The 21,704-nt window shown below is 64.9% G+C and carries 20 protein-coding genes and 1 tRNA gene; 6 read left to right on the top strand and 15 right to left on the bottom strand.

Translation table 11 applies throughout. The annotated features are described in order from the left end of the window. The first annotated feature begins 153 nt into the window (after positions 1-153). Positions 154-230: transfer RNA gene (locus tag AC0YKC_RS31595), tRNA-Met, on the top strand. Positions 231-440: 210 nt separating this feature from the next. Here AC0YKC_RS31595 and AC0YKC_RS31590 read toward each other — a convergent pair. The 10 genes from AC0YKC_RS31590 to otnK form a co-directional block, all read right to left on the bottom strand. Then, on the bottom strand, positions 441-2,108 hold the full coding sequence (locus AC0YKC_RS31590) for a N,N-dimethylformamidase beta subunit family domain-containing protein (protein ID WP_488513886.1): 1,668 nt from the start codon (positions 2,106-2,108) through the stop codon (positions 441-443). Between the two features lie 37 nt (positions 2,109-2,145). Beyond that, a complete protein-coding gene (locus AC0YKC_RS31585; protein ID WP_488513885.1) occupies positions 2,146-2,991 on the bottom strand; it encodes an SMP-30/gluconolactonase/LRE family protein in 846 nt (281 codons plus the stop codon). A 27-nt stretch (positions 2,992-3,018) separates the two neighbouring features. Further along, a complete protein-coding gene (locus AC0YKC_RS31580; RefSeq protein ID WP_488513890.1) occupies positions 3,019-4,044 on the bottom strand; it encodes an ABC transporter ATP-binding protein in 1,026 nt (341 codons plus the stop codon). Beyond that, complete coding sequence (locus tag AC0YKC_RS31575) at positions 4,041-5,024, bottom strand: ABC transporter ATP-binding protein (RefSeq protein ID WP_488513889.1); 984 nt, start codon at positions 5,022-5,024, stop codon at positions 4,041-4,043. The genes AC0YKC_RS31580 and AC0YKC_RS31575 overlap by 4 nt, the downstream gene beginning before the upstream one ends. Then, the gene (locus tag AC0YKC_RS31570; RefSeq protein WP_488513888.1) at positions 5,024-5,785 is read right to left on the bottom strand and encodes an ABC transporter permease; all 762 of its coding nucleotides are present in this window, start codon (positions 5,783-5,785) and stop codon (positions 5,024-5,026) included. The genes AC0YKC_RS31575 and AC0YKC_RS31570 overlap by 1 nt, the downstream gene beginning before the upstream one ends. A 71-nt stretch (positions 5,786-5,856) precedes the next feature. After that, positions 5,857-6,870 (bottom strand): ABC transporter permease, encoded by a 1,014-nt coding sequence (locus AC0YKC_RS31565; protein WP_488513884.1) that lies wholly within the window; start codon positions 6,868-6,870, stop codon positions 5,857-5,859. Positions 6,871-6,903: 33 nt separating this feature from the next. Beyond that, entirely contained in the window at positions 6,904-8,409 is a 1,506-nt protein-coding gene (locus AC0YKC_RS31560) for an ABC transporter substrate-binding protein (protein WP_488513887.1), read from the bottom strand. A 236-nt stretch (positions 8,410-8,645) separates the two neighbouring features. Next, positions 8,646-9,356 carry a GntR family transcriptional regulator gene (locus AC0YKC_RS31555; RefSeq protein ID WP_488513883.1) on the bottom strand — a complete coding sequence of 237 codons (711 nt, stop codon included), beginning with the start codon at positions 9,354-9,356 and terminating at the stop codon, positions 8,646-8,648. 128 nt (positions 9,357-9,484) lie between these two features. Then, on the bottom strand, positions 9,485-10,135 hold the full coding sequence (locus AC0YKC_RS31550) for a class II aldolase/adducin family protein (protein ID WP_434724136.1): 651 nt from the start codon (positions 10,133-10,135) through the stop codon (positions 9,485-9,487). Further along, a complete protein-coding gene (gene otnK, locus AC0YKC_RS31545; protein WP_488513882.1) occupies positions 10,135-11,412 on the bottom strand; it encodes a 3-oxo-tetronate kinase in 1,278 nt (425 codons plus the stop codon). Before otnK ends, AC0YKC_RS31550 begins: the two co-directional genes overlap by 1 nt. A gap of 109 nt (positions 11,413-11,521) precedes the next feature. Between otnK and AC0YKC_RS31540 the strand changes: the two genes are divergently transcribed. Continuing rightward, positions 11,522-12,754 (top strand): aminotransferase class III-fold pyridoxal phosphate-dependent enzyme, encoded by a 1,233-nt coding sequence (locus AC0YKC_RS31540; protein WP_488513881.1) that lies wholly within the window; start codon positions 11,522-11,524, stop codon positions 12,752-12,754. Between the two features lie 6 nt (positions 12,755-12,760). Here the strand turns inward: AC0YKC_RS31540 and AC0YKC_RS31535 are convergent, their stop codons facing one another. The 3 genes from AC0YKC_RS31535 to AC0YKC_RS31525 all read right to left on the bottom strand — a co-directional run bounded on the left by AC0YKC_RS31535 (position 12,761) and on the right by AC0YKC_RS31525 (position 15,605). Then, positions 12,761-13,438: a GntR family transcriptional regulator gene (locus tag AC0YKC_RS31535; RefSeq protein ID WP_434724133.1), complete on the bottom strand. Its 678-nt coding sequence runs from the start codon at positions 13,436-13,438 to the stop codon at positions 12,761-12,763. Positions 13,439-13,743: 305 nt separating this feature from the next. After that, a complete protein-coding gene (locus tag AC0YKC_RS31530) occupies positions 13,744-14,721 on the bottom strand; it encodes a transketolase family protein (RefSeq protein WP_320298837.1) in 978 nt (325 codons plus the stop codon). Continuing rightward, on the bottom strand, positions 14,718-15,605 hold the full coding sequence (locus AC0YKC_RS31525) for a transketolase (protein WP_320298836.1): 888 nt from the start codon (positions 15,603-15,605) through the stop codon (positions 14,718-14,720). The genes AC0YKC_RS31530 and AC0YKC_RS31525 overlap by 4 nt, the downstream gene beginning before the upstream one ends. A 104-nt stretch (positions 15,606-15,709) precedes the next feature. Here AC0YKC_RS31525 and AC0YKC_RS31520 point away from each other — a divergent pair, with 104 nt between their 5' ends. Both AC0YKC_RS31520 and AC0YKC_RS31515 read left to right on the top strand, forming a co-directional pair. Continuing rightward, entirely contained in the window at positions 15,710-17,077 is a 1,368-nt protein-coding gene (locus AC0YKC_RS31520; protein ID WP_488513880.1) for an aminotransferase, read from the top strand. 42 nt (positions 17,078-17,119) lie between these two features. Continuing rightward, positions 17,120-18,553 (top strand): NAD-dependent succinate-semialdehyde dehydrogenase, encoded by a 1,434-nt coding sequence (locus AC0YKC_RS31515; RefSeq protein WP_488513879.1) that lies wholly within the window; start codon positions 17,120-17,122, stop codon positions 18,551-18,553. A 15-nt stretch (positions 18,554-18,568) separates the two neighbouring features. Here the strand turns inward: AC0YKC_RS31515 and AC0YKC_RS31510 are convergent, their stop codons facing one another. Together AC0YKC_RS31510 and AC0YKC_RS31505 are read right to left on the bottom strand one after the other, a co-directional pair. Further along, the gene (locus AC0YKC_RS31510) at positions 18,569-19,249 is read right to left on the bottom strand and encodes a GntR family transcriptional regulator (protein ID WP_488513878.1); all 681 of its coding nucleotides are present in this window, start codon (positions 19,247-19,249) and stop codon (positions 18,569-18,571) included. Positions 19,250-19,330: 81 nt separating this feature from the next. After that, positions 19,331-19,885, bottom strand: coding sequence for a VOC family protein (locus AC0YKC_RS31505; RefSeq protein WP_488513877.1), 555 nt, complete (start codon positions 19,883-19,885; stop codon positions 19,331-19,333). Positions 19,886-20,017: 132 nt separating this feature from the next. Between AC0YKC_RS31505 and AC0YKC_RS31500 the strand changes: the two genes are divergently transcribed. Further along, a complete protein-coding gene (locus AC0YKC_RS31500; protein WP_488513876.1) occupies positions 20,018-20,938 on the top strand; it encodes an aminotransferase class IV in 921 nt (306 codons plus the stop codon). After that, complete coding sequence (locus tag AC0YKC_RS31495; RefSeq protein WP_434724128.1) at positions 20,935-21,702, top strand: SDR family NAD(P)-dependent oxidoreductase; 768 nt, start codon at positions 20,935-20,937, stop codon at positions 21,700-21,702. Before AC0YKC_RS31500 ends, AC0YKC_RS31495 begins: the two co-directional genes overlap by 4 nt. Positions 21,703-21,704: the final 2 nt, after the last annotated feature.

Raw genomic sequence — 21,704 nt, 5'->3', positions numbered from 1 at the left:
CTCTCTACGATAAGGCCCGCCAAACGGGATCCCGGGCCGCGCAAGCGGCCCTTTCATTTGGCGCCCTCTTGAATACGGTAAGCTCAAACTTACCTCTAAGCTCGCAAGCAAACGCTTGCTCGTAGTCGCAAGCAGACGCTTGCTCGTAGGTGACGCGGGGTGGAGCAGCCCGGTAGCTCGTCAGGCTCATAACCTGAAGGTCACAGGTTCAAATCCTGTCCCCGCAACCACTTTCATCATAAATCTCTGGCCGTCTCGATCTGATCGAGGCGGCCTTATTGTTGGGCGGTCACGCGATCGCGGCGGTCCGCCATGGTTAGCTGCCTGCCGTTCAAACTCCAACTTTGGGAAAGGCTGGTCGCGGGAGAGCAAAGAGGAACTGAGCTTTGCGACTGACCGTCCAAAGACTCGTTATTGCGACGATTCTCCGACAACCGGCGTCATGCGTTTGTGAACTGATCGAGCACGTTGCGGGTGATCTGCTCGGTGAATCGGTCGCCGCGCTTGAGACCCATCACCCACTCGCATGTCGCGGCGGTCAGCACCTCGCCCTTGCCGCGCGTCATATGCACCATCATGCCGGCGCCGTATTTGTAGCGGGCAAGCCCTTCCGGCGTCACCTCGCCGGTGACGCATTTCACTAGGCCCTCATGGTCGCTGCTTCGGACATAGTAGCGGAAGCCTTCGCCGTCCGGCTCGTCCTCGGCAAGCACCGCCGGCGCCATGGCGAGGATCTCGATCGTTTCCGGCTGGCCGTCGACCGGGACGGGGTAGGGCAGGCCATGCCTGAACGTGTAGTCGAGACCATCGACCTCGTAGGCGAAGATGCGCTCCTTGTCGCCGAAGATGTCGGCATAGTGCAGCCCGGTGCGGGCAAACACCCAGTGCTCCGGCCGGTAGACGGTGAACCCTTTCTGGCCGTGCGGCGCGAAGCCGCCCCAGGAGGCATAGAGCCCATGCAACCCGTTGACGCCGACCGTCGAGGCGCCAGGCCAGGCGACGTCCTTGTCTTCCCAGGCGGTTGAGAGCAGATGCGCCAAGTCGGTGCCGGCGACCGGATCGGCGTTGATGGCGTTGAACTTGTGGCAGATCTGGCGCTTGCCGTCGTCCTCCAGGCGGATCTGCCAGAGGAAGTTGGCGCCAAAGCGCGCAAGCCTGCCGCCGCGCTCGACATAGGCTTCGATCGCCAGCCGCATCTCGCGGGTCCAGTATTCGTCGTGGCCGACAATGGTCACGCACGGATAGGCATCGAGCAGTTCCGGCCTGTAGTGCAGGTCGGTCTGCGTGATCATATCGAGCTCGTAGCCTTCCTTCTCCGCCCACAGCACGAAATGGCGGTCGAACTGCGCCCAGCCGGCGGCGGCGTAATACTGGCCGAAGCCGTTGGCATAGGCCCATTCCTTCATCGGGTAGCGCGGCGCGTCGCCGAACTCCGGCAGCGGGTCGGCGCAGATGCGCGGCGCCCCGGGCGGCAACCAGACGACGCCGCGAGTCCACGGGCGTTCGAGCGAAAGCACGGGCGAGGGCTGGTCCTTGCTCGGACCGACAACGCCGAAATAGTGGTTGGCGCCGCCGAAATCATTGTAAGCGGTCCAGGTGCCTGTCGGTAGGATCATCAGGATCTTCGCGCGTCGCGTCGCCGCTGTCGGCCGCACGACGAAGAAATGGTGCTGGACGAACTTGCCGCCATTGGCGCGGGCGCAGGTCGAGACGACGCGGTAGAAGCCCGAGCGCAGATCGGCCGGCAGGCGCCAGCGGTGGCTGACGGGCCAGCCGCAGCCGGAGCGGTATGCATCCGCCGGCGTCGGCGCGAAGACGCCAGCGATGTCCTCGACCTTGTGGACGGTCTCCGGCCGATAGCCGTCGCGGTAGATCTCCAGGGTCCAATGCGGCGCGGTGGTCGAGGAGTGGAAGACGACCTCGTCGCCCGGGTCGTAGGACATCGTGTCCGTGTAGGTATAGACCTCGGGCAGGGCGGGGTCGCCGCGCGGCGCCTCGTACCAGGGGTTGGAGTGCCAATGCTCGTCGGCGGACATCGCCCAGGCTTTGCGCGGGCGGATGTTGACGGGGCCGAGCTCGGGCGGAACAAAATCGTCTTCTCGGGACATGGGCTTGCTCACTCAGATCATCAGCTGGAAAGGTCGGTCAAAGCGTGTACGAGACGAGCTGGCCGGGCAGGCCAAGCGTCACCCAGAGCCGGCCGTCATGGACGCAGCAATTGGTCGGGTCGCTGCCTTCGCCGCAATCAATCATCTCGACCAGCCGTCCAGTGGTGTCGAGGATCGCGACCCGGTCGCCGGTGCTGCCGGTGACGTAGAGCAGGCCCTCGTGGAAGACCATGCCGTCGGGATTGAAGCGGTCGTCGAGAAGAACCCATTCGGTCATCGCGCCGACGCTGCCGCCGTTCCAGTCGAAGCGCAGCAGACGATGCTCCGTGGTGATGCCGACGATCAGCGAGCCGTCGGGATGGAACACCAGCCCGTTCGGAAAGCCGGTCATCTTGGCCAGCGCGCGGACCTTCCGGTCCTGTCCCGCCACAAGCAACTGCCCGCCATGATAGGCTGCGTGGTCGGCGCCCAGCACCTCCCAGTTCTGCGGGTCGGTGAACACGATCTCGCCTGCCGGCGTGAAGATCAGGTCGTTCGGCCGCGACGGTTTTGCGCCCGGCAACTGGTCGGCGAAATTCTCCCAGCGACCGTCGAGTTGCAGGCGCTGGATGCAGCCGGGGATCATCGGCGCGGCGAAGTGCAGCTTCTCAAGCGATTCCGGCGCAAGGCCGCCATTGTTGCAGACATAGAGCGCCCCATCCGGGCCAAGCCGCATGCCGTTGGGCGCGCCAGGCAGCGTTGCCAGTTCGCGCACGGCACCGTCCTTGAAGGCGCGGACCTTGGCGTGCAGCAGGTCGACGAAGGCGATCGAACCGTCCGGGAGCGCCACTGGCCCCTCCGGAAAGCCCAGGCCCGTCACATGGATTTCCTTCGACCGTTTCATAGCGCCTCTCTCCCCTTCGATGTGCTTCTAGCTGGCGGCGGCCAGCCCGCGCCTGGCGCGTCCCACCTCGGCGCCCGCCCGTGCCGTTTCTTCGGGCGCAAGGTGGCAGGCCACCATCTGGCCGGTGCCGGGCATGGCGCGCAGCGCCGGCACCTTCTCCCGGCAGATGTCGCGCGCCAGGTGGCAGCGCGGCTGGAACCGGCAGCCGGATGGCACGTCGGCCGGATTGGGCGGATCGCCGGTGAGCATGATGCGTTTCCAGCCGACCTGGCGGCGCGCGGCAAGCGTCGGCGCGGCCGACAGCAGCGCCTGCGTGTAAGGATGCAGCGGCCGCTGCATGATCGCGTCGGCCGTTCCCTGCTCGATGATGGTGCCGAGATACATCACCGCAATGCGGTCGGCGACGTGACCGATGACGTCGAGGTCATGCGAGATGATCAGGTAGGAGATGCCGCGCTTGCGCTGGATCTGCAGCATCAGGTTGACGATCTGCGCCTGGATCGACGGATCGAGCGCCGAGGTCGGCTCGTCGGCGACGATGATTTCCGGTTCGAGCGCCAGCGCCCTTGCGATGGCGATGCGCTGCAGCTGGCCGCCGGAAAACTGTCCGGGCAGTTTTTGGATGTCGATGTTCTCCAGCCCGACGAAGGAGAGAAGCTCGCGCATGCGTGGCTCAAGCCCGGCGCCAAGCTTGACGCCATGGGTATCAAACGGCTCGCGCATCACCTCGGCGATGGTCATGCGCGCGTTGAGCGAGGCGAGCGGATCCTGGAACACGGCCTGCAGGCGGCGGCGGATCGGCAGCATGCGCCGGCTGGCGAATCCGGTCACGTCGATGCCGTCGAAGCGCACGCGCCCGTCCGTCACGTCGACCAGCTTGAGTGCCAGCCGGGCAAGGGTGGATTTTCCGCATCCGCTCTCGCCGACCAGCCCCAGCGTCTCTCCCTTGCCGACTGCCACCGAAACACCGGCCACCGCCTGCACCGCGCGGCCGCCTCGGCGCTGCGAAAAGGTCTTCGAGACGGCATCGAGCTCGAGAAGCGCCATGGTCAGCTCCTCGCGACCTGAAGGGGCATCGCCGCCTCGATCGGATGGTGGCAGGCAAGCTCCACGGCGCCGAATTTGCGCCGCGGCGGCTCGATGGCCTTGCAGTCGTCCTGCGCGCGCGGACAGCGCGGATGGAAGCGGCAGCCCGATGGGAAGGCGCCCAGCCCGGGCGCGCCGCCGACGATGGCGTTGAGCTCCTGCTTGGCCGGCGTTTGCGAAATCATGGCGCTGGTCATCAACGCCGCGGTGTAGGGGTGCGAGGGCTGCAGCATGATGGAATCGGCCGGCCCGACCTCGGCGATGCGGCCGGCATAGAGCACGAGGATCCGGTCGGCGACTTCAGCGACGACGCCCATGTCGTGGGTGATCAGGATGATCGTCAGCGCCAGCTCGCGCTTCAGCTCGGCAAGCAGCTCGAGCATCTGCGCCTTGATGGTGACGTCGAGCGCCGTCGTCGGCTCGTCGGCGATCAAAAGGCTCGGCCCGGCGGCCAGTGCCATCGCGATCATGGCGCGCTGCCGCATGCCGCCGCTGATCTCGTGCGGATAGGCGGAGGCGACGCGGCGCGGGTCGGGAATGCGGACGCGCTCCAGCATCTCCACGGCACGCTTTCTTGCCTCGGCGCGGCCGGCAAGGCCGTGCGCGACGAGGGTCTCCGCGATCTGGTCACCGACCGGCCAGACCGGGTTCAGCGAGCTCAGCGGGTCCTGATAGATCAGGCCGATCTCCGGGCCGCGCAGCTTGCGCAGTTCGGCATCGGGCCGCTTCAGCATTTCGCGATCCTTGAAGCGGATCGAGCCGGAGACGAAGGCGGTGGGCGGCTGCAGCCCGGCGATCGACATGCCGGTCAGCGACTTGCCCGAGCCGGACTCGCCGATGATGACGAAGGTCTCGCCCGCTTCGACGTCGAAGGAAATGCCGTCCACCGCGACGAGGTTCTGGCCCTCGCGCTGGAAGCCGATTGCGAAGTCGCGAACCGACAGGATCATGCGGCCCGCCTCGACGCGAGCGCGTCGCCGATCAGCGAGAAGGCGGTGGCGGTCAGCATGATCATGGTGCCGGGAAAGACCAGATACCACCAGGCCGAGCCGAAATAGGGACGCGAGTCGCGGATCAGCAGGCCCCATTCCGGCGTCGGCGAATTGGCGCCGAGACCGAGGAAGGAAAGGGCGGTGACGGCAACCAGCGCGTAGCCGATGTCGGTGGTGACGCGCACATTCACCCCCTGGATGACGAAAGGAATGATGTGGCGGCGCAGGATGGTCATCTCCGACACGCCGAGCGCGCGGGCGGCCTCGACATGCGGCCGTTCGCGCAGGCGCAGCACCTCGCCGCGCACCAGCCGCGCATAGCCGGGCCACCAGATTATCGCGAGCGACAGCGCCACGCTGTCGAGGCCGCGCCCGATCGAGGCGGCGACGGCCAACGCCAGCACCAGCGCCGGGAAGCCGAAAAACAGGTCGACGATGCGCATCATGAAATTGTCGATGCTCTGGCGCGCCATGCCGGAGACCGCGCCATAGACCACGCCGAACAAGGCGGAAGCGAAGACGATGGCGATCGCAATGCCCAGTGAATAGCGGGTGCCGTAGACGATGCGCGAGAAGACATCGCGGCCACCCTCGTCCGTGCCGAAGACATGCGTGAGGCTCGGCGGTTTCAGCCGGTCTGCCATGGCAAGCGCGATCGGGTCGTGCGGCGCGATCAGGCCGGGCAAAAGCGTGAAGGCGGCCAGGATCACCACCATCAGCAGCGCAAGCGGCAGCAGCACGCCCCTCGGCCTTGCGATGGTCCAGCGCGTAAGCTGGGTCGAAATGCTCATGAGCCGACACTCTGCACGCGTGGATCGATCACCGGATAGAGAAGGTCCATCACCAGGTTGATGATCACGAAGCCGGCCGTCGAGACGATCGCCAGCGCGATGACCGGCGAATAGTCGAAGACCTGGAACGACTGGTAGGCGTAGAGGCCGATGCCGGGCCAGTCGAAGATGACCTCGACAAGGATCACCCAGCTGATCATGTAGCCGAACTGCATGGTGGTCGCCGTCAGGATCGGCGACAAGGCGTTGCGCAAGATGTGCTTGAACAGGATGCGGTTGGGCGACAGGCCCTTGCCGCGCGCCGTGCGCACGTAGAGCCGGCTCTGCTCCTGGATGAGGGCGGCGCGCGACAGCCGCGTGCCGACCGCGAGCAGGTTGACGACGATGGTCGCGGCGGGAAGCGCCAGGTGCTTCAGGCTGGCGAGAAAGGCCGAGAGGCTGCCGGCCAGCAAGGAATCGATGAGCAGGAAGCCGCTGATCACAGGCGGCGCCGTCTCGCGGATCGGGAAGCGCGAGCCCAGCGGCAGCCAGTGCAGTTTGTAGAAAAAGAAGAACTGCAGCGTCATGCCGAGCCAGAAGACGGGAATGCCGGTGCCGATCATGGTGATAAGGCGGATCGCGCCGTCCACCGCGCCGCCGGGGCGGCGGGCGGCGAGCACCGCCAGCGAGAAGCTGATCGCCAGATAGAGGACGAAGCTGACGATCAGCAGTTCCAGCGTCGCCGGCAGATACTGCTTGAGGTCGGTGCTGACGTTGCGGCGCGTGCGGATGGACTCGCCGAGGTCACCCTTGGCGAGGCCGATCATGTAGGAGGCGAACTGCTCCGGCAGCGGGCGGTCGAGACCATGCTCGATGCGGATGCGCTGCACGGTTTCTTCGGAGGCGTTCTGGCCCGCCAGAAAGGCGGCGGGGTCGGCCGGAACGACACGGCTGAGGAAGAAGGTTATGACCGCGACGGCGATGAGGACGACAAGACCCCACACCAGACGCTTGAACAGGAAGGCGATCACAACCGTGCTGTCCGCATGCTCACCCCGCTGCTGCTACTTGCTGTACATTTCCCAGAACCGGGCGTTGATGTATTCGGCCGGGTCGATGCGGTAGCCGCCGATCCGGTCAGGCTCGGGCACCACGGTCTTCGGCCGCGCGGTCCAGATGATGTAGTGCGAGTCCACCACGATATCGGCCGCCTGCTTGAGCAGCTTGCCGCGCTCGGTCGGGTCGGCGATCGTCGGCAGCTTGGCCACGAGGTCTTGCAGCGTCTGGTCGAAGAATTTGCCGGAATTGTAGAACCCGCCCTTGAGATAGTGCGCGGCGAAGAACTTAGTCGCGTCCGACGGACTGAGGTTGGCGTTGCCGAGCACGAAGCAGTTGCTCTTGTCGGATTTGATGGCGGTGATCGCCTCGACGAAGGGCTGCTCCTCGATCTCGACGGTGACGCCGAGCTGCTGGGCCGACGATTGGAGAACGGTCGCGGCGAAACGGAATTCCGGGAAGCCGGCGGGCACCGAGCACTTCATCTTGGCATTGGCGAGACCCGATTTGGCAAGCGCCGCCTTGGCGCCGTCGAGGTCGGTCTTGATCTCGGCCTCTTCCTTTTCAGGGCTGCCGGGGAACCAGGAGGGCACCGGGCCGCGGCCGACTTCGGCCTTGCCCTGGAAGGACTGCACCATGGCGTTGTAGTCGAACGCTTTTACCAGAGCCTCGCGGAAATCCTTGTTGTTGGTCGGCGCCAGATCCATGTTGAGATAGATCGCCGGCCAGGCCCACAGATTGTTGCCTTCGACCAGATGGAAGCCGCTGCTGGTGCCGATGCGCAGCGCCTCGTCGAGCGGCACGAAATTGGCGAGGTCGAACTCACCGCCTTCAAGGCCACGGGCGCGGTTGGCGCCGTCGGTGACGAAACGGTCGAGCACGCGGTCGAAGGGCTTTTCGGGGAACTTGCCCCACCATTTGTCGTTGCGCTTCAACTCGATCTGGGTGCCGCGCGTCCAGGACACGAATTCGTAGGGGCCGGTGCCGTTGGCGTTCTCGTTGAACCAGGCCTGGCCGAGATCGTCCTTGTGCTTGGCGATGTCCTCGTCGGACAGCATCTCGATACGGCTGAGGTTGGACGCGAGGAAGACGGTCGGCGCCTTGGTCTCGATCGTGACGGTCTTGGGATCGACCACTGTGACGCTGGCGATGTCGTCGACCAGATAGGACTGGCCCTGGCCGATCTTCAGCAGCCGGTCGAGCGTCGCCTTGACGTCGTTGGCGTCAAAGGCGGTGCCGTCGTGGAAGGTGACGCCGTCGCGCAGCTTGAAGGTCCAGACCTTGCCGTCCTGCTTCCAGTCCGTTGCAAGCGCCGGCAGCAATTTGGACGGATCGGAGAGGTCGAAGTCGACCAGTCGATCGTAGATGTTGCGGGTGACCGTGAACTCCCAGTTCACGTTGGCCTTGGCCGGGTCGATGGTGCTCGGCTCGCCGGCATCGGCATAAACGAAGGTGGACGCGTCGTCGGCGAATGCCGAGCAGGAGACGCCGCCCATCAAGAGGCCGAGCGCCATTCCCAAAATCCCATTGCGAAGCTTCATTGTTCTCCCCTTATTTTTGGTCTCTGGAAATAGAATATATCATATATGATGAAGGTCGCAAGCGCGCATGATGAGGTTTCCGCGCCGCGTGGCGAGCGGTGAAAACACAGCGTTGAGCAAGGCGGAAAAGCTTAGCCTTCACGGCCCATCCGGGGATTTCTCCTCGGATCGAGCGGGCCTGGATGCCGGGGTTTTCTGGATGATGTCGGCTAGCGCCGCGACCGTCGCGGAAGCTCGCCTGCGGTGTCTTCCCTGCTCTCGATGGCAGCGAGGTGCTCGACGAATTTGCGGCCGCCCTCGATCAGGTCCTGTTCGAAGGCGTGCCGCAGCGCCGCCTCGTCCTTGGCGCGCAAGGCGGCGATCACGTTGACGTGCTGGTGCTGGCCTTCATAGGTCGGGTGGCCATGCGGGTAGAGCAGGCTGAGCAACGGACCGGCCTGGATCCACAGTCTCTCGATCATCTCGATCAGATGCGGCATTTCCGATTTGCGATGGACCGCGAAGTGGAAGTCGTAATTGTGCTGAAGCGCGGCCGCGTAGTCCTTTGTGCGCTCGGCCTCGATCAGCTTGTAATGGATATCCTCTAGGGTTTTCAGGAACGGCTCGTCGATGTGCGGCATTGCCTTTGACGCGGCATAGGGCTCGAGCACCAGCCGGATGTCGCGCAACTCCAGATATTCCTTGAGGCTGATCCGCCGCACGCGGATGTAGTAACCCGGCTTCATCTCCAGCGCGCCGTCCTTGACCAGCTGGAAGATGGCCTCGCGCACCGGCGTCTCGCTGGTGCCGAGCTGCTGGGCGAGGTCACGGATCTTCAGCCGGTCGCCAGGATGGAGCCGCGCCGACATCAACTCCTGGCGAAGACGCAGGTAGATCTGCGAAGACAGGCTCGTCGCCTGGATATCAGGCAGGTTCTGCATTCGTCAGCGGACTCGCTTCTCGCATCTGGCCAATGGTTCTCAAGATCATACGCCGCCGGACCTGTCCATATCGCGGGCCCGCAGCCATTCGAAAAATCCGGTTCATAAGAACGGTGCCGCCGTGCTTGCTAACCGGGCAACAAACCCTTTCCGTAATTGCCGTATCGCTTGCCGACCCGCTCCATTTCCGCTTCGGGAAGCAGGGCCGGCTCGCCGACCTGCAACGCCATCAGATACTGACGCGCCAGCGTCTCCAGTTTCACGGTGGTCTGGAAGGCGGCTTCCAGCGTCTTGCCAATGGCGATCATGCCGTGATTGGCGAGCAGACAGGCGGTGCGATCCTTGAGCGCCTCGACCGCCGACGCCCCGAGATCGGCCGTGCCAAAGGTGGCGTAGCGGGCGCAGCGCACATCGGTGCCGCCGAAGGCCGCGACCATGTAATGGAACGACGGCAGCGGCTTGCGCAGGCATGCCAGCGCCACGCAGGCATCGGCATGGGTATGGATCACCGCATTGGCGGCCGGGTAGGCCTTGAGGATCGCGGCGTGCATGTGCCATTCGCTGGATGGAAGGCCTTCGCCCCTGATGGCGCCGTGGGGATCGACTTGGACGAGCCGGTCCGGCGTGAGATTGCTGCTGTTGGCTCCCGTCGGTGTGATCAGCATGCCGCCTGATACCCGCCGGCTCACATTGCCGCTGTTGCCGTGATTGAAGCCCTTGTCCTGCAGACGGCTGACCGTTTCCACAATAGCGTTGGGCAGATTGTCTTCGTTGATCATCAGGACTCCGGATGCCGCATGGATTCCAGCGTCGGCAAGAACATGTCGGGTGGTCCGAGCTTTCCGGATTTGAGGCTGAGCGCGACGATCTCGCCTTCTTCCGTCGTCGCGCGCGCGATGCCCGGACCCTGGTAGGCGCCAATCCTCAAGCGATCTATTCCAAGCTGCTCGACCACCGATCCGGACGTCTCGCCGCCCGCGACGAGGAAGCGCCGGACGCCGCGCCTGCGCAGTTCCACGGAGAGCCTGCCAAGAATAGCCTCGGCGACGCCTGCTGCGCCTTCGCGCCCATGTCTTGCCTGCGCGGTGCCGACCTGCTCCGGGCCGGCGGAGGTGGCGATCGCGATCGGGCCATCGTCGAGATGCGTGCCCGCCCAGTCGAGCGCCTGCTCAACCGCCGCTTCGACGCTTCCGACCGAAGCGATGTCGATGCGATGCACCGGCCTTGCCTGCTCGAACGCAGCGAGCTGCTCCAGCGTGCGTTCCGCGCAACTGCCTGCCAACACCACGCCCGGGCCTTCCACCGCCGGCAGCGGCCGTTTCGGCGGCGCGTCGTCGAGCCAGCCGCGCTCGCGCCAAAGCGCGGGATAGTGACGGATGATCGGCGCGTTGCCGGTCATCAGCGGCCAATCGACGGTGAGCGCCGCGACCGCGGCAAGATCTTCGGCATAGATCGCGTCCATGATGACGTGCCGCACACCTTGCGCGACCAGATGGTCGAGATAGGCTTGGCGGCTGGCGGGCTCCGCCCGCACGACATTGTGCGGCAACAGCCCGACGGCGAGTCTCGACTGCCGTTGCAGCACGCGGACGAGATTGGGATCGGTCATCGGGGTCAGCGGATCGAACCGTTTCGGCGACTCCGAGACGAGCTGCGCGCCGACGAAGAGATGGCCCTGGAAAACGCTGCGCGCGAGATCGCCGGAACTCGGGCAGAAGCCGGTGTGCGTGGCCCGTGTCAGGGCCAGCAAACTGTCGGCCACCGGGCCGATATTGCCGTCATCGGTGGAATCGAAGGTGGCGCAATATTTGAAAAACAGCCGCCTCGCGCCGATGTCGAGCAGCCGCTGTGCGGCATCTTCCGATTTCCGCACGGCTTCGGCGGCGGAAATGACACGTGTCTTCTGAGCGACGACCACGGCGGGCGAGTTGGCGAAATGCTGGACCAGAGCAGGCCTGGTCACGAGGCCGCAGTCGACGCCGAGCGCCACCAGCATCGCGGCCGTTTCCATGCCGCCGGTGAGATCGTCGGCAACGATGCCGATGATGGGCTGCATTTTCTCCGCGTCCCCGAACTATTGTATGCAGATGATACATGATATATCGAATGCTGCAAACAAGTCTTGGCGAGTCGGGCGGAACGACGTCAGACGGGGGCATCCTTCCATGGACCAGCATTCGAAGAGCATCGACGGCGCCTTGCGCGCCCGGGCAAAGCGCGTCATCCCCGGCGGCATGTGGGGGCATCAGAATGCACCGCGCCTGCCGGTCGGGTACCCCCAGTACTTCTCACGCGCGCAAGGGTGCCGCACCTGGGACGTGGACGGGCGCGAGTACATCGATTTCCTCTGCGGCTGGGGGCCGATGATTCTAGGCTATGGCGATGCCGACGTCGAGGCCGAGGCCGACAGGCAGCGGGCGCTCGGCGATGCGATGAACGGGCCGAGCGAGCGGCTGGTCGAATTGGCGGAACTCATGGTCGAGACCATCCCGCATGCCGATTGGGCGATGTTCTCCAAGAACGGTACCGACGCGACGACGGCCTGCCTGACGATCGCGCGCGCGGGCACCGGGCGCCGCAAGATCATGGTCGCGCGCGGGGCCTATCACGGCGCCATTCCCTGGTGCTCGCCATCGGTCGCCGGCGTCACGGAGGAAGACCGCGCGCATCTTGTCTATTACGACTATAACAACGTCGAGAGCCTGGAGGCTGCGGCCGAGCTGTGCAGGGGCGATCTCGCCGCGATACTGGTCTCGGCCTTCAAGCACGACCTTGGCAAGCCGCATGAATTGCCGACCGTGGCGTTTGCGCGAAAGGCGCGCGCGCTCGCCGACAGCGCCGATGCCGCGCTGATCGTCGACGACGTGCGCGCCGGCTTCCGCCTCAATATGGGCGGCAGCTGGGAAACGGTCGGCGTGCGGCCGGACATGGCCGCCTGGAGCAAGGCGATCGCCAACGGCCATGCGCTGGCGGCCGTCACCGGCAACGACCGTTTTCGCGAGGGAGCGACGCGCATCTTCACCACCGGCTCCTTCTGGACCGCCGGCGTATCGATGGCGGCGGCGATCGCCACGATCCGGAAGCTGCGCGCCGTCGATGCGCTGGCGCATATGCGGGCCATGGGCCAGCGTTTCCGCGACGGCCTCGATGCGCAGGCACGCAAGCACGGCGTGCCCTTGCGGCAAAGCGGGCCTGTGCAGATGCCGGTGCTGTTGTTCGAGAACGACGTGGATCGCAAGCTCGGCGACACGTTCTGCCTGGAAGCGCTCGCCCGCGGCGTCTACCTGCATCCGGCGCACACGCTGTTTCTGTCGGCTGCCCACCAAAAGGCCGATATCGACGAGGCGCTGGCGGTGACGGACGAGGCTCTGGCGGCGGTCGCGCGGCTGCAGGCCTGACAGAGGTTACGGCGCGACGAAGCCTTCGTGTCCCTGCAGGAAGCGCAGGAAATCCTCGCCGCCCAGGATGAGGTCCCGCTCTATGGCGGTGCGCGCCTTTTCCGAATTCTTCTCGCGCAACCCCTCGATCACCGTCAGATGCTCGGCGGCGCCGACATATTTGTGCTCGCCTTCCTTGAAGAAGACGGTCAGCATCGGCCCCATCGAGACCCACAGGCTCTCGATATGAGCGACCAGCATCTCCATGCCGGACAGTCGATAGACGGTGAAGTGGAAGTCGCGGTTGTAGCGGAATGAAAGTTCCGGATCGCCGGCCCGGTCCGCCTTCTCGAACACTTTCTGGATGGCGGTCAGCTTGTCGATGTCATCCTTCGTTGCATTCTGGGCGGCAAGCCCGGCGGCAAGGCCCTCCAGCGACAGCCTTATGGTGCGCACCTCCATATAGCGCGCCAGCGTCAGTGCCGGCACGGTGACGAAGCGGCCCGAGCGCAGCTCCAGGCCGCGCTCGCTGACCAGCCGCAGGCAGGCTTCGCGGGCAGGGGTGACGCTGGTGCCGAGCTGGTCGGCGAGATCCTGCATCACCAGGCGCTGGCCCGGCCGGAACTGCCCCGCGATCAGCCCTTCGCGAAGGGCGACATAGGCGCGTGCGGACAGGTTGCCTTGCTCGAGCGGCTGAATGTTCACGGCAAAGGTCTCCTCGGCATTGTTGTGTGGCGTCTTCTGCCGGTGGTGATTCTACAAGATATAACCAATAGACGCTTTTTCCTTCACTGTATTGACGTGCCTGCTAGAGCAGGATGACGATTTCGTAGAATCGTCGTCCTGCTCAGCTGTTTGTTGGAGCATGATCTTTTCCGAAAACCGCTTCCCACTTTTCGGGATCATGCTCTGGAGCGTTTCACCGTTTCACGGAAACGGCAAACCGCTCTATCCCTTTGTTTTTATGCAATTCCGAACGGAAAACCGCTCACACTTTTCCTGGAATTGCTCTAAGCGAGCAGGGATTGCGCGACGCTTTCGACGCCGGCCGCATCGAGCTTGTAGTGACGGTAGAGATGGGTCGGCGGCGCGATGAGGCTGTACTCGTCCTTGATGCCATGCCGTACAAGCCTTGCGCCGCCGCCTTCCTCGGCCAGCACTTCGGCGACGGCGCCACCCAGGCCGCCGAGGATATTGTGCTCCTCGACAGTCAGGATGATGCGCGACTTGCGCGCCGCCGCCATCACCGCCTCGCGGTCGAGCGGCTTGATCGTGTGCATGTCGATGAGGCCGACGGAATGGCCCTTGCCGTTCAAGGCCTCCATCGCCTGCTTGGCCGAGTGCACCGCCATGCCGCAGGCGATGATGGTGATGTCGTTGCCGATGCCATGGACCACCGCCTTACCGAATTCGAATGGCGCGTTCTCGGCGTAGACGACCGGATCGTGGCCGCGCGAGATGCGGAAATAGATCGGCTGCGGGTGCTTCACCGAAGCGCGCAGCGCCGCAGCGAATTGCGGGCCGTCCGCAGTCGAGACGACCGTCAGGTCGGCGATCGAGCGCATGATGGCGATATCCTCGGTTGCGTGGTGCGAGGTGCCATAGAAGCCGAGCGAGATGCCGGTGTGGTGGCCGATCAGGCGAACCGGCTGCGCGCAATAGGCGACGTCCATGCGGATCTGCTCGCAGCAAAGCAGCGCCAGGAAAGAGGCGAAGGTCGCGACATAGGGCATGACGCCAGTGGTCGCCATGCCGGCCGCGGCCGAGACCATGTTCTGCTCGGAGATGCCGAACTGCGTGAAGCGCTCGGGAAAGCGCCGGGCAAAGCCGACGAGGCCGTTGGAGTGCTGCAGATCGGCGGTGCCGGCGACGACCGGATGGCCGGCTTCGGCGAGCTCGATCAGCGTGTCGGCGAGGGTTGCGAGCGAGGGCGCGCGCTTGTTGAGCTCGCGGTACTGCCAGCTGTCGGGATGCAAGGCTGCGCTCATTTCGCACCTTCGAGGATCATCTCGCGGGCGCGGGCTTCGTCTTCCGGCGCGAGATAGCCGAGGTGCCAGCCAGGTTCGGTCTCCATGTAGTCGATGCCTTTGCCCTTGAGCGTTTTGGCGATGATGCAGCAGGGTTTCTCGCGGCCGGTGTCGGCCTTGACCTTGCGCAGCAGGTTGGCGAGCGCGACGACGTCGTGGCCGTCGACCTCATGCACCTCCCAGCCGAAGGCGCGCCACTTTTCGTCCAGCGGTTCGACCGCGGCGACATCGTCGACCTTGCCGTCGAGCTGGTAGCCGTTGCGGTCGACGATTGCGACCAGCCTGCCCAACCGGTGGGTGGCGGCGCTGATGGCGGCTTCCCACACCTGCCCTTCCTGCATCTCGCCGTCGCCGAGCAGGACGAAGACGTTGAAGTCTTTTCCGTGGAAGCGGCCGCCGAGCGCCATGCCGACGCCGTTGGAAAGCGCATGGCCGATCGAACCGGAGCTGAAATCGACGCCGGGCACCTTGCGCATGTCGGGGTGATCGCCGAGCGGGCTGCCGAGGCGGGTGTAATCGTCGAGCCAGGAGCGGTCGAAGAAGTCGAGATCGGCGAGGATCGGGAACTGGCCGACCGCCGCATGGCCCTTGCCCATCAGGAAGCGATCGCGTTCGGGCCAGCCCGGCTCGCCGCGGCGGATCCGCATCGTGTCGTAGTAGAGCGTCGAGAAGATCTCGGCGCAGGAAAAGACCGACGAGTAGTGGCCGACTTTGGCAATCGAAATCAGCCTGATCGTCTCCAACCGCACGAAGCGCGCGCGCTCGCGCAGGCGGGCAGCCTGTTCGTCCGATATCCCGTCATTGCCGCTGTTGCTAGGCCATTGGCTCGCGCCTGAGGACGCCATGGTCGATCTCCTCCCATTTCCGTTTATCTGACCCTCGACAACCTATAAGTTATAAGATATTTGATTGGGCCGCAAGAACAATCGTCCGCCTTAGGGAACAGGAAATGCTGCATAATTCGGCTCGGGCAATCGACATAAGCCTGCATCTGCATTCGCAGACGGATCCGCGGCGGCACGAGCAGGATGGGCCGCTGATCATCTCCGGCGGCGACGGAGTCTATGTCCGCGACGATGCCGGAAACCGTTATATCGAAGGCATGGCCGGCCTGTGGACGGCGTCGCTCGGTTTCAACGATCAGAGATTGGCCGCCGCTGCGGCTGCCCAATTCGCCAAGCTCGCCAACTATCATACGTTCAATCACCGTTCGAACGAGCCCTGTATCGACCTGATCGAGCAACTCGCGGCGGTCTCGCCGATTCCGGACTGCAGGATATTCCTGGCCAATTCAGGTTCCGAAGCCAACGACTCCATGATCAAGCTCGCCTGGTATTATCAGGCGGCGCGCGGCAAGCCCGGGAAGCGGCGCATCATCAGCCGCAACGGCGCCTTTCATGGCAGCACGGTGATGGGCGCGGTGCTGAGCGGCCTGCCGCATATGCACCGTTCGTTCGGCATGAACACCGACGACATCCTCTATGCCGGCAAGCCGCATTTCTACAGCGAAGGGCGGGAGGGCGAGAGCGAGGAGGCGTTCGCCGACCGGCTGATCGCCGAGTTGGAGAGGATGATCCTGGTAGCCGGGCCAGACACGATCGCCGCCATGATCGCCGAGCCGGTGATGGGGGCGGGCGGCGTCATCGTGCCGCCGCAAGGTTACTTCCCCAAGCTGCGCAAGCTGCTCGACAAGCATGACATCCTGCTTCTGGCGGACGAAGTGGTTTGCGGCTTCAGCCGTACCGGCAACTGGTTCGGCAGCCAAACCTTCGATTTCAAGCCCGACATGTTCTCGGTCGCCAAGGGCCTGTCGTCGGGCTACATGCCGATCGCGGCGGTGGTCGTGTCGGATGCGCTCTATCAGTCGATCGCCGACGAGGGACACCGGAACGGCGTCTTCGGCCACGGCTTCACCTATTCGGGCCATCCCGTCGCCTCGGCGGTCGCCGCTGAGGCATTACGCATCTATCACGAGATCGATGTCGTCGGCCGCGCTCGGGCGCTGGGCGCGCAGATGTTGGCAGCGCTTCGCAACGCGCTTGCCGATCATCCGATGGTAGGCGAGGTCCGCGGCGTCGGCCTGCTGGCCGGCGTCGAGCTGGTCGCCGACCGGCGCACGAAACAGGGCTTTCCGGCCGAGGCCAGGGTTGGCGCTCAAGTCGAACGCGCCTGCAGGCAACGCGGCATCATCCTGCGCAACATGGGCGACGTGCTGGCGCTCTGCCCGCCTTACATCATCGAGCCGGACCAGATCGACGAACTGGTCCGCGCGCTTTTCCTCGCCATCGAAGACACAAGGGAGAGCCTCTCGCTCTGAGGCTTGGCTGCCATGACAATCACCATCAGACTGGACAAAAGCATGTATCCCGAAGTCGGGCTTTTCATCGACGGCAAGTGGGGACCGGCGAACGGCGGCAAGACTGTCGAGGTTCGCAATCCCGCCACCGATGAAGTCATCGGCTCGGTTGCCATGGCAGGCGCCGCCGATCTCGACCGGGCGCTTGCGGCAGCCGAACGCGGCTTCAGGATCTGGCGCAAGGTCTCGGCCTTCGAACGCGGCAAGGTGATCCGTGAGGCCGCGCGGCTTATGCGCGAGCGCGCCGGCAGGATCGCCGGCCTGCTCAGCCTCGAACAGGGCAAGCCGCTGAGCGAGGCGACGATCGAGGTGCTGGCCTCTGCCGATATCCTCGACTGGTTCGCGGAGGAGGGGCGCCGCACTTATGGGCGCATCGTGCCTGCGAGGGCCGGCAACGTCCATCAGCTGGTCATGCGTGAGCCGGTCGGGCCGGTCGCGGCGTTCACGCCGTGGAACTTCCCGGTGTCGCAGACGATCCGCAAGATCGGGGCCGCTCTGGCCACCGGATGCTCGATCATCGTCAAGCCGCCGGAAGAAACGCCGGCGTCGCCCGCCTGCCTCGCCGACGCCTTCAAGGATGCCGGGCTTCCCGACGGCGTGCTCAATCTCGTCTTCGGCAACCCGCCGGAGATTTCGAACAACCTGATCCCGCATCCGGTGATCCGAAAGGTGTCCTTCACCGGCTCCGTGCCGGTCGGCAAGCAACTCGCGGCGCTCGCCGGCCAGCATATGAAGCGCGTGACCATGGAGCTCGGCGGACATGCGCCGGCGATCGTCTTCGACGACGCCGACCTCGACAACGCGGCAAGCCTGCTGGCGGCAGCCAAGTTCCGTAATGGCGGCCAGGTCTGCGTCTCGCCGACACGCTTCCTGGTTCAGGAGGCATCCTACGCGCCGTTCGTCGACAAGCTCGTCGGCCATGCGCGCGCTCTCAAGGTCGGCGACGGGCTGACTGAGGGCACCCGCATGGGGCCGTTGGTCAATGAACGGCGGCTGCAGGCCGTCGAGGCGATGATTTCCGAAGCGGTGGCCGAGGGCGCCAGCGTCGCGACCGGCGGCAAGCGCATCGGCAACAAGGGCGCCTTCTTCGAGCCGACCGTGCTCAGTGATCTCAGCCCCGGCATGCGCATCATGAACGAGGAGCCGTTCGGGCCGGTGGCGCTGGTCATGCCGTTCGCGACGTTCGACGAGGCGGTGGCCGAGGCAAACCGCCTGCCTTACGGGCTCGCGGCTTATGCCTTCACCCGCTCGCTGAAGACGGCGACCGAGCTTGGCGCCGAGATCGAGACCGGCATGCTGACGATGAACCATCTCGGCCTGGCGCTGCCGGAGGTGCCGTTCGGCGGCGTGAAGGACAGCGGCTATGGTTCCGAAGGCGGCTCGGAAGCGCTGGAAGCCTATCTCGTCACCAAGTTCATCAGCCAGGCGGGATTCTAGTGTCTTCCGACTGGGTTAGGCGAACATCTCCGTGTGCTGTTCGAGCTGCAGGCGGGTGCGGCGGATATGGCCGTAGAGGATGAGGCCGGCCTGTTCGCCGTCGCGCCGCTTCAGCGCCTCGAGGATCAGCCGATGCTCGTGATGCACCGCCGCCATGCCGGCCTTGCCGACCGAAGCGGCGAAAGCGCGGCGGTATTGCTGGGTGGTATTCCAGAATTTGTGGATCATCTGGGCGAGCTGAGGCATGCGCGCCCCTTCATAGCTCAGGAGATGGAACTCGCGGTCGAGTTGCAGGAACTCGTCGATGCTGCCGGCGGCTTCGATGCGCGAGACGAGGTCTTCCAGGCGCGCAAGCGTTTCGGGCGAAAGGTTGGCGCTGCTTTCGGAAAGCGCCAGCGGCTCCAGGCGCTCGCGGATCTTGTAGATCTCGATGCATTCGGCGCGATCGAGCTTGGAAATCCAGGCGCCGCTGTTGGGCACGAGGATGACCAGCCCCTCGCTTTCCAACTGCCGCAGCGCCTCGCGCACCGGAATGCGGCTGATGCCGTATTCTTCGGCGAGCTCCTCCTGGCGGATGCGGCTGCCCGGCCGCAGCCGCCCCGACAGGATGGCGTCGCGCAGCGCATCCGTGACGCGACCGCTGGCCAGGGCGGCGCCGTTGCCCTCGGTTCCGCCGCTTGCGCGTCTGCCGGTCATGATCTCAGTTCCCCGCATGGTGTTGATCCCCAGGATGTTAGTGCATCGGCGAGCGGGTGGGAATCGGCACGAACCAGCCGCTCACAAATGAGGGTTGGCCGGATGCCAGAGGCGGCGCTTTGTCTCCCGCTCATAGGCCTTACCGGCCGGGAACGAGACCAGCTCAAGCTGCATCCCCCAAGGACTCAGGAAATAGACCCAGCTCTGACCGGCGCTCAGCCCCTCGGTGCGCACCGTCGGCTCGCCCAGCACGCGCACGCCCCGCGCCTTGAGATAGGCGACGGCCTCGCCGATATCGTCGACATAGAAGGCGAGATGATGCCCGCCGACATCGCTGTTCCTGGGTTGGACGCCGTCCTGGTCGGGAGCGGAATATTCGAAGATCTCGAAATTGGAGCCGTGCCGGCAGCGCAGGAATTTGAGCCGCTTCATCACGGTTCTCGGATGGACGTTGAGATGGGTTTCCATCCAGTCTCCGTCGGACCGGAAAGGTCCGAGCTCATAGAAGGGCTCGCAGCCGATGACCTCGACGAAGAAACGGACGGCTTCGTCCAGATCGGGAACGGTGAAGCCGATATGATCAGTGCCGCGCAGGCCCGGAAGGCCGTTGCGGGCATGGCTGGTTTCATGAAGCATTGCTTGTCCGGCATCTAAAATCCGCCATGACCGTATCCAACATGTGGCAATTGGCAAGAAAATTAGCGGATCTGGCTGAATAAATTCGCCGGATTGTATCCAATAATAGATTTGGCATCTGTGGAGGATTTCATGACAGACACGACCGCTTACGATCCGGCGTTGGGCATAGCCTATGTCAATGGCAGCTATATGCCGCTCGCGGAGGCTGCCATTCCGATTACCGACCGAGGCTTCGTGCGGTCCGATGCGACCTATGACGTCACCCATGTCTGGAAGGGCCGCTTCTTCAGGCTCGACGACCATATCGAGCGCTTCCTGGCCTCGATGCGCGGCCTGCGTATGAGCCTGCCGCTGTCGAAGGCCGAGATAGCCGACATCCTGGTCGAATGCGTGCGCCGGAGCGGGCTGCGCGATGCCTATGTACAGATGACCTGCACGCGCGGCGTGCCGCCGGCCGGCACCCGCGATCCCAGGCTCTGCCAGAACCGGCTCTACGCTTTCGCGCAGCCTTTCGTCTGGATCGCCAATGACGAGCAACGCCGCGACGGGCTGAAGATGGTGGTGAGCTCGGTGCAGCGCATCCCGCCAGAATCGCTCGATCCGCGCATCAAGAATTTCCACTGGCTCGATCTCACCATGGGCATCTTCGAGGCCTACGACAACGACGCCATCGTCGCCGTGCTCAACGACGGCAAGGGCAATGTCACCGAAGGCGCGGGCTTCAATATCTTTTCGGTGAAGCACAACGTCATCACCACGCCGGAGCGCGGCGTCTTCGAGGGCATGACGCGCCGCACGGTGATCGAGCTGGCCGGCGAAGCAGGCGTGACCTGCGAGGTGCGGCCGCTGCCGATCGAGGAATTGGGCGAGGCCGACGAGATCTTCATCTCGAGCTCTGCCGGCGGCATCATGCCGGTGACGGTGCTCGATGGCCGCATCTACGGCAACGGCAAGCCCGGCCCGATCACCAATCGCATCCACGATCTCTACTGGGCCGCGCACAGGGAAGGTCCGCTCTGCACGCCGGTCAATTATGAGACGGCCGCATGAGCGCGCAAACACAACGCGTTTTCCTGGTGACTGGCGGCACGCGCGGCATCGGCGCCGCCTGCGTCGAACGGCTGGCGGCGGATGGCGCGCGGGTCGTCTTCACCGGGCGCGATCGGGCCGCCGCCGATGATGTGATCGCCGCGGTCCCCGGCGCCATCTTCGCCGCCGGCGACGCGACCAGCGAGGCCGACTGCAAGCGCGCGGCCGAGATCGCGCTGGAGCTTGGCAAGGGGCGTATCGCCGGCCTGGTCAACAATGCCGGCGCCGGCGGGCGCGCCGCCTTCGACCAGACGACGCTCGACGATTGGAACAGGACGATGACGGCCAACACCACCTCGGCCTATCTGTTCACGCGTCATGCGCTTTCGGGTCTGCGGGCCGCGCGCGGCGCCGTGGTGACGATCTCGTCGGTGGCCGGCCTTGTCGGCGAGGAGGGGCTTGCGATCTACACCGCCTCCAAGGCGGCGCTGATCGGCCTGACGCAAGCGCTGGCGCTCGAATATGGCTCGGAGGTGCGTTTCAACGCCGTCTGCCCGGGTCAGATCGCCACGCAGATGATGGCGAAGACGCTTGCCATTCCCGGCCGCCGCGAGCGGCTGGAAAAGCGCATCCCTGCGGCGCGCCTCGGCACACCGGAAGATGTCGCGGAGGCGGTCGGCTGGCTGCTCTCTCCCGCCGCGGGCTTCGTCAACGGCGCGGTGCTCAGCGTCGACGGCGGCGAGACCGCCGGCTTCATGACGCCGCGCGACGATCCGAAGGCCTGACT

Source organism: Mesorhizobium sp. CNPSo 4661 (genome assembly GCF_057784215.1).
This window is presented reverse-complemented; position numbering and strand designations above follow the sequence as displayed.

Coding starts and splice junctions, on each gene's coding strand:
- AC0YKC_RS31560 (WP_488513887.1), bottom strand. CDS start 8,409: ATGGCGCTCGGCCTCTTGATGGGCGGCGTCTCCTGCTCGGCATTCGCC.
- AC0YKC_RS31590 (WP_488513886.1), bottom strand. CDS start 2,108: ATGTCCCGAGAAGACGATTTTGTTCCGCCCGAGCTCGGCCCCGTCAAC.
- AC0YKC_RS31495 (WP_434724128.1), top strand. CDS start 20,935: ATGAGCGCGCAAACACAACGCGTTTTCCTGGTGACTGGCGGCACGCGC.
- AC0YKC_RS31525 (WP_320298836.1), bottom strand. CDS start 15,605: ATGGCGTCCTCAGGCGCGAGCCAATGGCCTAGCAACAGCGGCAATGAC.
- otnK (WP_488513882.1), bottom strand. CDS start 11,412: ATGCAGCCCATCATCGGCATCGTTGCCGACGATCTCACCGGCGGCATG.
- AC0YKC_RS31500 (WP_488513876.1), top strand. CDS start 20,018: ATGACAGACACGACCGCTTACGATCCGGCGTTGGGCATAGCCTATGTC.
- AC0YKC_RS31550 (WP_434724136.1), bottom strand. CDS start 10,135: ATGATCAACGAAGACAATCTGCCCAACGCTATTGTGGAAACGGTCAGC.
- AC0YKC_RS31540 (WP_488513881.1), top strand. CDS start 11,522: ATGGACCAGCATTCGAAGAGCATCGACGGCGCCTTGCGCGCCCGGGCA.
- AC0YKC_RS31515 (WP_488513879.1), top strand. CDS start 17,120: ATGTATCCCGAAGTCGGGCTTTTCATCGACGGCAAGTGGGGACCGGCG.
- AC0YKC_RS31530 (WP_320298837.1), bottom strand. CDS start 14,721: ATGAGCGCAGCCTTGCATCCCGACAGCTGGCAGTACCGCGAGCTCAAC.
- AC0YKC_RS31555 (WP_488513883.1), bottom strand. CDS start 9,356: ATGCAGAACCTGCCTGATATCCAGGCGACGAGCCTGTCTTCGCAGATC.
- AC0YKC_RS31570 (WP_488513888.1), bottom strand. CDS start 5,785: ATGGTGGTGATCCTGGCCGCCTTCACGCTTTTGCCCGGCCTGATCGCG.
- AC0YKC_RS31510 (WP_488513878.1), bottom strand. CDS start 19,249: ATGACCGGCAGACGCGCAAGCGGCGGAACCGAGGGCAACGGCGCCGCC.
- AC0YKC_RS31585 (WP_488513885.1), bottom strand. CDS start 2,991: ATGAAACGGTCGAAGGAAATCCATGTGACGGGCCTGGGCTTTCCGGAG.
- AC0YKC_RS31505 (WP_488513877.1), bottom strand. CDS start 19,885: ATGCTTCATGAAACCAGCCATGCCCGCAACGGCCTTCCGGGCCTGCGC.
- AC0YKC_RS31520 (WP_488513880.1), top strand. CDS start 15,710: ATGCTGCATAATTCGGCTCGGGCAATCGACATAAGCCTGCATCTGCAT.